Source organism: Xanthomonas sp. NCPPB 3959 (assembly GCF_056675575.1).
The window spans coordinates 121173-132927 of record NZ_JBWWVR010000013.1; the positions used below are offsets into that span (position 1 = coordinate 121173).

An 11755-nucleotide genomic window follows, 5' to 3' on the forward strand; every position below is an offset into this window, starting at 1 on the left:
AGGCTGGCTCAGTCCTTACTCGGCGAGCTCGCGCATGACCTTGATCAAATCGGACTTGCCTTCGAAACCGATGCCCGGCAATTCCGGCATCACGATGTGTCCGTCTTGAACTCTTACGCCATCCGGAAACCCGCCATACGGCTGAAACAGATCCGGGTAACTCTCGTTGCCGCCCAAGCCCAACCCTGCGGCAATGTTGAGCGACATCTGATGACCACCGTGCGGGATGCAACGCGCGGGCGACCAGCCGAATTGTTCGAGCACCTTCAGCGTGCGGAGATATTCCACCAGGCCGTACGACAGCGCGCAGTCGAACTGCAGATAATCGCGATCCGGGCGCATGCCGCCGTAGCGCAGCAAGTTGCGTGCATCCTGGTGCGAAAACAGGTTTTCGCCCGTCGCCATCGGCCCCGGATAAAATTCGCTCAGGCTGGCTTGTAGCGCGTAGTCGAGCGGATCACCGACTTCTTCGTACCAGAACAGTGGGTAGTCGCGCAGCATCTTGGCGTAGGCGATGCCAGTCTCCAGATCGAAGCGGCCGTTCGCATCGACCGCCAGACGCGCCTGGCCGCCAATTTCCTCAAGCACCGACTCGATCCGGCTGCGGTCCTCGTCGATGGAGGCGCCACCGATTTTCATCTTGACCACGTTGTAACCACGATCCAGATAGCCACGCATCTCTTTGCGCAGGGCGCTGTTGTCCTTGCCCGGGTAATAGTAGCCACCGGCTGCATAGACAAAGACGCGGGGATTGGCTTGCCGGCCTTTCATCTGCGCCAGATAACGAAATAGCGGCATGCCGGCAATCTTGGCGGTGGCATCCCAGACCGCCATATCCAGCGTGCCCACCGCCACAGAGCGCTCACCATGACCGCCCGGCTTCTCGTTGGACATCATCGCCGTCCAGATCCTGGAAGGATCCAGATTGTCGCCGGCGTCGTTGCACAACGCAGCGCTCTCGGCTTCCAGAATGCGATCGCGAAACCGCTCGCGTATCAGTCCGCCCTGTCCATAGCGCCCATTGGAGTTGAAGCCGTAGCCGACGACCCGACGGCCGTCGCGCACCTGATCGGTGACCACCGCCACCAGACTGGCGGTCATCTTGGAAAAATCGATGTAGGCGTTACGGATCGGCGAGGAGATCGGCTTGGTGATTTCAACGACATCGATGATACGCATTGGGTAGTCTCCCGCGAGGTGTAGTGAGTTATGAGTCGGTTGAAGAGGCCGCGACAGGCATTGGCTCGCCCGCCTGTTGACGACGAATGATTTCCTGGGTCTTGGAGATATCCAGCGCGCCATCCCACTTGGCGATCGCAAGCGTGGCAACACTGTTGCCAATCAGATTGACCACCGCCCTGGCCTCATTCATGAAGCGATCGACGCCCAGCAAAAGCACCAGCCCTGCAACAGGCACCGTGTCGATGGTGGAAAGCGTTGCGGCCAACGCCACAAAACCCGCGCCAGCGACACCAGCGGACCCTTTCGAGGTCAGTAACAACACCCCAAGCAGTGCGATTTGTTGATAGACCGGCAGCGGTGTATTGGTCGCTTGCGCGACGAAAATGGCCGCCATGGTCAGATAGATACAGGTGCCGTCCGCATTGAAGGTGTATCCCGTTGGCAGAACCAGGCCAACCGTCGATTTGCGCACGCCGGCCAGTTCGAGCTTCATCATCATGCGCGGCAGAACGGCTTCGGTCGAACAGGTTCCGAACGTGACAAGCAGTTCGTCCTTGATGAACCGGAGAAGGCGCAGCAGCGGAAAGCCGGTCCACCGCGCGATCGCTCCCAGCACCACGAAGACGAACAGTGCCGAGGTCACATAGACGGCCAACATCAAATGCCCAAGCGACCACAGGGTGGCCAGGCCATACTTGCCGATCGTGAAAGCGATGCCTGCCCCGGCACCCAGCGGCGCGAGCCGCATCACCAGGTTGATCATCTTGAACAGCGCCTGCAGCCCGTTATCGATCAGATCGACCAACGGCTTGCCACGCTCGCCAAGCTGCAACAGCCCCACTGCAAACAGCACCGACACCAGAATGACCTGCAGCATGTTGCCCTTGGCAAAGGCATCCACCAGCGTGGTGGGAATGATGTTCAGCACGAAATCCACCATGCCCGCGTCGTCTTTTGCACGCTCGACATACTGGCCAATCGCGCTGCTGTCGATCGAGGCGACATCGATGTTCATGCCATCGCCCGGCCGGATGATGTTCACCACGACAAGACCGATCGCCAGCGCCAGTGTCGAGACGACCTCGAAATAAATCAGCGCCTTGATGCCGGTTTTTCCGACCTCTCTGACACTTCCCATCTTGGCGATCCCGACCACGACCGTTCCAAAGATGATGGGGGCCAACAGCATCTTGATCAGCTTGATGAAACCCTCTGCAACAGGTTGCATGACCACGCCCAGGTGCGGCCAGACATAGCCCACCAGGCCGCCAATGACGATGGCGATCAAGACCTGCACATAGAGTTGGCTCAACACCCCTCTCATGCCACTTCTTTTCTGCATGATCGCCCGCTCCCGTCGACATGCGAATTCACCGGAATTGCCGCTTGCTGGACGACCTGCGTGTCGAGGCGTTGCAAGCTCGAGTCAGAGCGTAAGGGTCACTCCCCAAGCGCTGCCAATGCCTTTTTTATGCGCTTGATGCACAATCGGCATCATGGAACTGACATGGCTCGAAGACTGCCTGGCGTTGGCTGACACCCTCAATTTTTCGCGCGCGGCACAGCGTCGCTTCGTCACCCAGCCGGCCTTCAGTCGGCGTATTCATGCCCTCGAAGAATGGCTTGGCACGCCGCTGTTTACGCGTTCGCGCAAAGAGGTGCTGATGACACCGGCTGGAGAAGCCTTCGTTCGCAAGGCATCCGGATTGGCCGCGGCGATTTACGCCGCGCGGCAAGAAGCGCTTGAGGTCGCGGGACAACAGCGGCCTGCGTTGGCATTCCTTGCCACACATGTTCTCTCCTTCACCTTCTTTCCGGCCTTCGTAAGACGCATCGAATCAAATACCGGCATCGGCGCATTTCAGCTGGTCTCCGACACGCTCAGGGCGTGCGAAAAACTGATGCTGCAAGGGGCAGCGCAATTCCTGCTGTGCCACCATCATCCGCGCATGCCGCTTGGGCTGAATCCCGAACACTTCGAGCGAGTTGTGGTGGGCAGCGATGTGCTGCAACCCTTCAGTGCACCGAAGGAAAATGGCGACGGCAGCCCTCGCTGGTCGCTGGCCTCAATCGATGCAATGCCCTTGCTGTCTTACAGCGCAGATTCCGGGCTGGGCCGCATCATCGCCGGGCATCCGGCGTTCAAGGACGTGGAAGCGCGCCTGACCCCTGCACTCACCTCCGATCTTGCCGCGACCTTGCTGGCCATGTGCCGCTCCGGTGGCGGGGTGGCCTGGCTGCCGCGCACGCTGGTGGAAGAGGACATCGCCAAGGGGCGGCTCGTCCATGCAGCGCCCGGACACACGCAGTGGGATATCAGCATGGAGATCTGTCTGATACGGCACATCGGCAGCTTGTCCCAGCAAGCCGAAGACATGTGGCAAAAGCTCAAGCAGGGCAAGTTGCAGCACTAACACACGTGGCGCTGCACGCTTCCAGGCTGGAAACCTAACGCCGTTATCCGCTTGCGGGCCGACCCGGCGCTCCCGCGCACAACCCCTCCATGACCGTCTCCATCAGCCAGGTCAGGCGGGGCTGCCAGTTCTCGGTGGCGTCTATCTGCCAGATCCCCGCAATGGCCAGGAAAAACTTGTCTGTGGTGATCCCCGGACGGATCGTCCCGGCCTTCTCGTTGGCATCGAGCAGCAGTTGCGCGGCAGCGATCACGGGCGCATAGCCTGCGTTGCCCGCGCATTCTTTCGCGTTGGCGACTGTCCGCAGTGCATCCGCCAGACCCGCCTTGGTGATGGCGTATTCGGCCAGGCGGTTCATCCATTCGCGGAGTGCTTGCTCCGGCGGGAGCGTCTTCAGCAACTGCTCGGCTAAACCGGTGACCTGCAGCATTTCGTGGCGATAGACCTCGATCACCAAGGCCTCCCGGGTCGGGAAGTGCCGGTAGAAAGTCCCCTGCCCGACACCCGCCTTCTTGGCAATTGCGCTCAATGGAACATCGGCCGAGCGCACCAATTCCGCAAGCGCCACGGACAGCAGGCGCTCGCGGTTCTGCACTGCATCAGATCGCTTTGGCTTCTCCACACCCCACCCTTCAATGAACTCGTTGACAAACGGACAGTTGTCCGCCAATGTCTTTGGAAGCGGATGACTGTCCGTTTTGATTTTACCCCTATCCGCAATCAGGAGACATCCGTGAAGAACAGCGGCAATACCATCCTCATCACCGGCTCGACCTCCGGCATCGGACTTGGGCTGGCACTCCGGCTCCAGCAGGCCGGCAACAGGGTCATCGTTTCCGGACGAAAGAAGGCGCTGCTGGATCAGATCACCGCCGAGCATCCGGGCCTTGATGCGATCGAAATCGATGTCGCAGACGCGGACTCTGTGGTGCAGGCCAGCCGCGTGGCGGCCGAGCGCTATCCCGGCTTGAATGTCGTGATCAACAATGCCGGCATCATGCCGAGCGAGAACGTCTTCAAGCCGGACTCCTTGAAGGCAGCCGAAGAGGCGATCGCCATCAACCTGCTCGGCACCATCCGCATGACCTATGCATTCCTGCCGCAACTTGCCGGCAACACCGACAGCGTCATCATCAACGTCAGTTCCGCATTGGGCTTTGTGCCGTTCCCGGCCGCGATGAGCTACAGCGCCAGCAAGGCCGCCGTGCACTCCTTCACCGAAGGCTTGCGTGTGCAACTGGCCGACAGCAACGTGCAAGTCATCGAGCTGGTGCCGCCGGGCGTTCGCACCAAGTTGTATGGCCAAGGCAACGACGAGCACGCCATGCCCCTGGACGAATTCCTCGACGAAGCGCTGGCGCTTTTGCATGCAGAACCCACACCGAAGGAAATCGTCGTGGAACGTGCCAAATTCCTTCGCGATGCTGCAGCCAACGGCAGCTACGACGAGATGCTGGGAATGCTTTCTGCGGTCACGTTTTAAGACGGTGGCAGAACAGTCGAGTCGTCAGCACCGCGCTCCCCGCTGTGCTGAGGACAGTGGCTCATCAACTCTAACGTGAGGCTGGGACGCAGATACCGCTTCTGCGCATCGGAGATCAGCGCGCCGCACTCACCGCGCGATTGCGCGCAACGATCGTCTCATGACTTGGCGGTGCGTCGCCGCCGAAGAACTCCGCCATCAAGGCGTCGCGATGACGCGGTGCATCGCCTTTTACCGCAGCCTTGAGCGCTGACGCCAATGCGGCAACCGAAAGCTCGGTGCAATACGCAGGCGTGCCGGGCTGCAGCCGCCATGAATCTGCGAGATTCCCCGTATCGAGCGAATCGAACCCGGCATCGTCCAGCAGCTGCTGCGCGATCGCCTTGCCGGCCAGACTGTCGCCCGCCACCGGGATGGCAAGCCGGTTTTCCGTGCCTGCAGGCTTGCCGCGCTCGGCCAGCGTCTTGGCGAGCACGGCATTGAACGCCTTGATGATGGGCCGGCCGAGTTGCTCGCTCGACCAGACGCTTTCCAGCTTGCCGTCCTCGACTTCCAGGATCCGGGTGCCAAGCTGCGGGTAGTAGTTCGAAGTATCGATCACCACCACCTCCGCAGGCACGGTGGAGAACAGGCCGGCAACCTCGGGAATCTTGGCAAACGGGATCGACAACACGATCACCTCCACGTCCTCGACCGCCTCTGCAGCGGTGACAGGCTCTGCACCGATCTTTTCGGCCAGTTCGCGAATGCTGTCGGGGCCTTTGGATCCAGCCAGTTTGACGATGTGCCCTGCTGCTACGAATTTGCGCGCCAACGTGCCACCGATGTTGCCTGCGCCAATGATGCCGATTTTCATGTTCGCTCCATTCAAAAATAGGTGGGGTTTTGTTGCTCAAGCAGTGATGCGTGGATCGCGGCCGTATTGGGCAGATGCGCCCAGGTGGTCGCGAAGCGTGCGGCCCCGGTAATCGCGACGAAACAGACCGCGCGCTTGCAGGATCGGGACGACGCCATCGACAAAGGCATCGATGCCGTCGTCGTTGATATCCGGCGAAATCCAGAAGCCATCGGCCGCATCTGCCTCAAACCAGGCCTGCATGTGATCGGCCGCCTCGACCGCCGGGCCGACAATCACCGGGTGATAATCGATGACGCCATGCGCCAGAATGTCGCGCGGGCTCCAACCCTCACGCGCGATCTGCAACGCCTTTGGCGAGCGAGGATCCTGCGATGACGGGCGTGCCGCAGCCAGTTGCGCCGGCGACAGCGGCCGGTCGAGCGCAGTGGGATCCAAACGCACCCCGAGCATCTGTTGCAGGTAACCCAGCCGCTGAGGAAACGTCTGCGCGGTCAGTGCGATCCGGCGATCCAATGCCGCGCGGCGGTCCGGCGCAATTGTCGTCATCAGCCCTGGAATGAACTTGATCTCGTCCGGATCGCGGCCGGCCTGCTCGGCAGCATGACGGAACGCCGCACGTTGCGCCCGAGCGTCTTCGATACTGAAACTGGCACCGATCACGGCACTGGCATAGCGTCCGGCCAGCGTCAGCGCGTTCGGGCCGCCGCCCGCATGGAAGATCACCGGCTGTCCCTGCTCCGAGGGTGGGATATACAACGGCCCACGGGAACCGACGAACTTGCCCTGCAGGTTGATCGGCGCTATTTGCGCGCCGTCTGCAAACCGCCCAGCGGCCTGGTCGTGCAACCAGGCGTCCTTTCCCCAACTGCCCCACAAGGCCTGCACCAGTTGCACGACCTCGTGCGCGCGTGCGTAGCGCTCAGCGCTAGATGGAAGTGTTCGCCCGTAGTTCGCAGCGACGTCCTCGCCACTGGAGGTCACCGCGTTCCAGCCGGCACGCCCATGACTCATGATGTCCAGCGCCTTGAATTGCCGTGCAAGGTTGAACGGTTCGTTGAACGTCGTTGAGCCGGTGGCCACCAGACCGATACGCTCGGTGCCGCGCGCCACCGCAGCCAGGGTCATCATCACGTCCAGATTGAAGTGCGGCGCTTCGTTGTCGATATCGGCAACGGCACTCGGGCCATCCGGCAGGAAGATGAACTGGAATTTCCCGCGCTCGGCGGCTTGCGCCTGGCGCACGCGGGCATCGAAGCTGGTGTAGTTGGTCGGGTCGACCCACGGCATGCGCCAGGCCCCTGATTGGGACCCGTAGCCATTGCCCAGATGCAGGCCAATGATCATCGTCTTGGACGTGCGCATGCGTTTCTCACCCTGTGGCTGTGGTTCGTGAGTCGGCCGGCGACTAGCCAGCGAGTCGACGAACGTGGCCATCTTTCGTTTGCAACGCCTTGTGTTGCACAACGCCCGCAAAAGGAGAGCCCCTCCGTTTGTTGCGAAGAAATATATGGAGATACACTCCGGATATCAAGCGCCAGACCTGCCGACCATGCCCCCCGACGTTCAGCCACGCCCTCCCCGAGCCGATGCCCAACGCAACAAGACCCACATTCTTGAGGTGGCCGGCGAAGCCTTTGCCGAGGAAGGCATCGACGTATCGATGGACAGCATTGCCAAGCGAGCAGGCGTTGGCCCGGGGACGTTGTATCGCCACTTCCCTACCCGCGACGCCCTGCTGGCAGCGCTACTCGAAACGCATTACGCCAACCTTGAGCAAGTGCGTACCGCCATTACCGCCGAAGAGCGCGAACCAGGGCATGCGCTGCAGCGATGGATTGAAGCGCTGGGAACCTGGATGAGCGCCTACGAAGGCCTCCCGGAACCGCTCCGTGCCGCGTGGTCCCAACCCAGTTCGGTGTTGATGCCGACGTGCACCTCCATGGTCGAGGCCTCAAGCGTTTTCCTTGCGGCTGCACAGCGCTCTGGTCAGGCGCGGGCAGCGTTGACCGGCCGCGACATCTTTCTTGCCGCGCTTGCGATTGCATGGGCAGGAGCTGCAAGCGGCGGCGCGGACAGCGACGCCCGGCCGGTGCTGCTGGAGGTCTTGCGCTCAGGGTGGGCGCTTCCGACTTAGAGCGGCCAACAAAAGCGAGTGCGCGGTTGCGCGGTTGCGCGGTTGCGCGGTTGCGCGGTTGCGCGTCATCATGCAAGCGGTGCGCAATCCCGCAAACCGCGCAATTTGGACACGCCTGGGAAGCTCTGGACAAGGCGGTTCACGATGCAGGTTCGCCACGTGATCTGAATGCGGCGACGTCTAGCTCCATCGCCTCGCTTGACGCGTCTCAATTCCGCGAAACTCCGTCAACCCGGATGCTTCCCCTCGCGGCGCGTGGCCGCGAGGGAGTGCAAGCCCTCATCGCAAGCGCGAGAACGCACCGATACCCGCGATCGCCAGCCGCTCGGCGGGTACCGCCGTTTCCGCGAACGACAGCCGCAGGTAGCGGATCTGGCGGACCTCGGGGAAATTCAGGCGCTGAGTCGAGAGCGCATAGGCGATATTGGACAACTCGCCGGCGCCGGCCGGCTGCCAGTGCTGGCCATCTGCGCTGGTCTCGGCGCGATAACCCTTCGGTGGCGCCGCACCGTTCATCACCGTGCGCGAGGGCGTCAGGCTGAAACCGGCAACCTGACGCAGCGCGCCGAGGTCGATGGTCGCCTGCGCGGGATGGCCGGGCGTGGGCGCGGGCGTGATCCAGATCGTGCCGGCATCGTCGTCGAGCAACTTGTCCGCCCCTGGCGCGCTGGCCTCGACGATGCGCCAGCCAGCGGAGGACAACACATCCGGCGCGTTCGCCGTCGGCCGCGCCACCGGCACTGGCGCAACGGCACGGAACAGCGCGAATTCGCTGATCGCCGGGCACACCGGCGCCTCAAGCACGATCAGGCGTACCCGGCGTGCGGCAACCGGGCGATCTAGCCGCACGATGCGCTGTGCACCGATGCATTGCGCTTCGGCCAGCCGCCGCCATTGCCCATCGACCTCGGCTTCGACCGCGAAGCGGGTAACGCGCACACCCAGCGGCAGGTATTCGCGCAGCCGGATCAAGTCGAAGCTGTGCACCGCCGATAGCTCCAGCGTCAGCGTCGGCGTGGTGACGTCGTCAGGCGTAGACCAGTAGCTGTCCGGCTGGCGGTCGAGCACGCGCGCCGGCTCGAACCCCGGGCCGCGCGACGCGCTGGCACTGGCCCTGGCACCCTTGGCCAGATCGATGGCGAAGCTGGCGCGGATCGCATCGCCGAAACTCTGCAGCACCGCCACGTCGTGGTCGGCGATGCGGCCGCGTCGGTCGGGCGGCAGATTGAGGTTCATGTTGGTGCCGCGCGCGACGGAGGTGTCGAAATAGCGCACCAGGTTCTCCGGGCTACGCACCTTGCCGTCTTCATCGGCGTGGTAGAACCAGCCCGGGCGGATCGACGTGTTGGTTTCGGCCGGCCACCATAGCGCCCCGCCGCGCACGCCGGAATTGCCGTTTTCCTGGGTATACGGGGCATTGGGCATGGTCGGCCAGGATGGATCGCCGGCGATACCGTCCTCGTTGCCGCCCCAGCGGATATCGGCGCCGAGCGGGTCGAAGGTACAGGCCATCGGCTGATGCTGATGCACCAGCTCGATCATCCGTGGCCAGTTGTAGTACGCGGGCGCATCGATCTTGCGCGATTCGCGCGCTCCGCCGTAGTAGCCGTCGCCGCCATTGGCGCCGTCGAACCAGAACTCGAACAGGTCGCCATAGCCGGTGCAGAGCTCGACGATCTGCTTGCGGAAATAGTCGAGATAGCCGGGGCGGCCGTACTCGGCATGGTTGCGATCCCAGGGCGAGAGGTAGATGCCGAACGCCAGGCCGGCGCGTCGACACGCCGCTGCCATCTCCCCGACGATGTCACCCTTGCCGTTCTTGTAGGGCGAGTTGCGAATGCAATGCTCGGTCAAGCGTGTCGGCCAAAGACAGAACCCATCGTGGTGCTTGGCCGTGAAAATAAGCCCTTTCAGATTGCCGGCCTTGGCAGCAGCAACGATTTGATCGGCTGAAAAATCGCTGGGATCGAATTTGCGCGGATCCTCGTCGCCGTAGCCCCATTCCTTGTCGGTGAAGGTGTTCATCGCAAAATGCACGAAGGCGTATTGCTCCCACCGATGCCACCGCAGCTGTCGCTTGCTGGGCAGCGCACCCCACGGTGCCGGCCCGTTGGCGCGCGGCGCCTGCGCGAGGCGCGCTGCCGATGCACTGAAGCTGGCGCTAGCGGCCACCACACCCGTGGCAAGAAACGTACGACGATCGATCATTAGCGCCTCCGACTTTGCACAAGCTTCGATCTTAGCTTTTCCAACAGCGAAGAGTCGTCATTCCGAAGCAATAGACGGCTGTGCACGCACACGGGATGCCCCCAGCACGGCCGGCGTTGAAGCGCATGCGAAGCAAGCCGCGAGCGTTCGTGGCTTGACGGCCTTGCCCCGGCCCACGCTGCCGTGTTGGTGCTCGCATATCCATGCATTTTCCACACGCGACGCGAGCTCCGCGAACAAGACAAACAATGTCCGGCCAACGACAACCAACAAAGACCGCACGACAGCTTGAGCGGGCTAACACCTGTCAAGTTTTGTCATCAACATTGACCGTAGACTTCTCATTTTGGCTGGCACTGACTTGCTGGGAGTCCATAGATCGTGGCGTAGCAGCAAGTGATCGAGCTGCCCGAGCCCCACCCCCAGGTATCAGAACGCCCAGGCCGGCAGCCGTACACACTAGCGGCGATGTTGCGGATGCATCTGCTATCGCGGCGGTATGCGTTGAGCGATCCAGCACTGGACGAAGCGCTGCACGAGATCCCCATCTTGCGTGGTTTCACCAAGCTCAAGCCGACGACACGCTTCAACTCGGCGGTTCCATTTGAACCTCAACGATCTTGGCGGGTTGTGCAGAGCTTCCACCATCGGCGCAAGCATGCAGGCGTCAAGGAAATGCACTGCGCGCCGTCTTTCGCCTTCATTTTTGACGACAGCGAAAACGCTAGATCGTGCACCTATCGCAGATCCACATCACGCGGAAAGTAGCGGCGAAATTTTTCTTCCCAGGCCTGGAATTGTTCCAGCGTGTATTCATCCATTGGCCGTTCCACCGAGGCGACTGCCTTGTTCTGTGCAACGACTGCGATGCGCTGAGACGACAGTTCGTCCCATGCTTTTCTCAGGGCGACCGGATCTGGATGCGAGACCAGCATGGCTTCCAGTAGCGTGGCCTGCGCCACGCGCGCGGCGAGCAGATCGCTGAGTGCGTCGGTGACGGCCTGCATCCATTCCTGATTGCGGTTATCCATGCGGCGTGTCGTACGTAATGGTGGGTCGGTGACTGTAGCGCGGCGGCTGCAAGAACACTGTGCAGTCGGCGTCGGCTCGCAGGGCGGGACATCGTCAGCAAGGTCGCCCAACCCTCCGCGGCTGCGGCCAAGGAGATCAAGAGCCTGATCGACGATGCAGTCGAGCGCGTCGCCGAAGGCTCGGCACTGGTGCACAGCGCCTGCACCACGATGGCCGAGATCGTCGCCAGCGTGCAGCGCGTCACCGACATCATGGGCGAGATTTCCGCCACATCGCAGAAGCAGTCGGCCGGTAGCGAACAGGTCGACCTCACTGTCACCCGGATGGACGAAACCACGCAGCAGCATGCCGCGCTGGTGGAACAGGCAACGGCTGCCGCACGCTCGGCTTTTTGACTCAAGCAATCAATGATTTCTCTGGGATTTGCGTCGGTACATATCGGC

Annotated in this window: 10 protein-coding genes and 2 pseudogenes; 5 read left to right on the forward strand and 7 right to left on the reverse strand. The window is 62.1% G+C overall.

Features of this window, described 5'->3' with window-relative positions; genetic code table 11:
* Positions 1-15: 15 nt before the first annotated feature.
* A complete protein-coding gene (locus AC1KVG_RS16020; RefSeq protein ID WP_481095037.1) occupies positions 16-1179 on the reverse strand; it encodes a mandelate racemase/muconate lactonizing enzyme family protein in 1164 nt (387 codons plus the stop codon).
* Positions 1180-1207: 28 nt separating this feature from the next.
* Positions 1208-2506, reverse strand: coding sequence for a C4-dicarboxylate transporter DctA (dctA, locus tag AC1KVG_RS16025; RefSeq protein WP_481095068.1), 1299 nt, complete (start codon positions 2504-2506; stop codon positions 1208-1210).
* Between the two features lie 172 nt (positions 2507-2678).
* On the opposite strand from dctA, the gene AC1KVG_RS16030 reads away from it, so the two are divergent.
* On the forward strand, positions 2679-3596 hold the full coding sequence (locus AC1KVG_RS16030; RefSeq protein WP_481095038.1) for a LysR family transcriptional regulator: 918 nt from the start codon (positions 2679-2681) through the stop codon (positions 3594-3596).
* Positions 3597-3639: 43 nt separating this feature from the next.
* On the opposite strand, the gene AC1KVG_RS16035 is transcribed toward AC1KVG_RS16030, so the two are convergent.
* Complete coding sequence (locus tag AC1KVG_RS16035) at positions 3640-4146, reverse strand: TetR/AcrR family transcriptional regulator (RefSeq protein WP_481095039.1); 507 nt, start codon at positions 4144-4146, stop codon at positions 3640-3642.
* Between AC1KVG_RS16035 and AC1KVG_RS16040 the strand changes: the two genes are divergently transcribed.
* Positions 4030-5079 (forward strand): SDR family oxidoreductase, encoded by a 1050-nt coding sequence (locus AC1KVG_RS16040; protein ID WP_481095040.1) that lies wholly within the window; start codon positions 4030-4032, stop codon positions 5077-5079. The two genes, AC1KVG_RS16035 and AC1KVG_RS16040, sit on opposite strands and share 117 nt — an antisense overlap.
* A gap of 115 nt (positions 5080-5194) precedes the next feature.
* Here the strand turns inward: AC1KVG_RS16040 and AC1KVG_RS16045 are convergent, their stop codons facing one another.
* Positions 5195-5935, reverse strand: a complete 741-nt coding sequence (locus AC1KVG_RS16045) for an NADPH-dependent F420 reductase (RefSeq protein WP_481095041.1) — start codon at positions 5933-5935, stop codon at positions 5195-5197.
* Between the two features lie 36 nt (positions 5936-5971).
* On the reverse strand, positions 5972-7300 hold the full coding sequence (locus AC1KVG_RS16050) for an NtaA/DmoA family FMN-dependent monooxygenase (RefSeq protein ID WP_481095042.1): 1329 nt from the start codon (positions 7298-7300) through the stop codon (positions 5972-5974).
* A gap of 64 nt (positions 7301-7364) precedes the next feature.
* Here AC1KVG_RS16050 and AC1KVG_RS16055 point away from each other — a divergent pair, with 64 nt between their 5' ends.
* A complete protein-coding gene (locus AC1KVG_RS16055; RefSeq protein ID WP_481095043.1) occupies positions 7365-8072 on the forward strand; it encodes a TetR/AcrR family transcriptional regulator in 708 nt (235 codons plus the stop codon).
* 279 nt (positions 8073-8351) lie between these two features.
* Here AC1KVG_RS16055 and AC1KVG_RS16060 read toward each other — a convergent pair whose 3' ends face one another.
* On the reverse strand, positions 8352-10280 hold the full coding sequence (locus tag AC1KVG_RS16060) for an alpha-L-fucosidase (protein ID WP_481095044.1): 1929 nt from the start codon (positions 10278-10280) through the stop codon (positions 8352-8354).
* A gap of 405 nt (positions 10281-10685) precedes the next feature.
* On the opposite strand from AC1KVG_RS16060, the pseudogene AC1KVG_RS16065 reads away from it, so the two are divergent.
* Positions 10686-10850: pseudogene (locus tag AC1KVG_RS16065) on the forward strand (transposase); the annotation flags it as partial.
* Between the two features lie 167 nt (positions 10851-11017).
* On the opposite strand, the gene AC1KVG_RS16070 reads toward AC1KVG_RS16065, so the two are convergent.
* Complete coding sequence (locus AC1KVG_RS16070) at positions 11018-11311, reverse strand: hypothetical protein (protein ID WP_006449167.1); 294 nt, start codon at positions 11309-11311, stop codon at positions 11018-11020.
* Between the two features lie 93 nt (positions 11312-11404).
* Between AC1KVG_RS16070 and AC1KVG_RS16075 the strand changes: the two are divergent.
* Positions 11405-11698: pseudogene (locus tag AC1KVG_RS16075) on the forward strand (methyl-accepting chemotaxis protein); the annotation flags it as partial.
* Between the last annotated feature and the right edge of the window lie 57 nt (positions 11699-11755).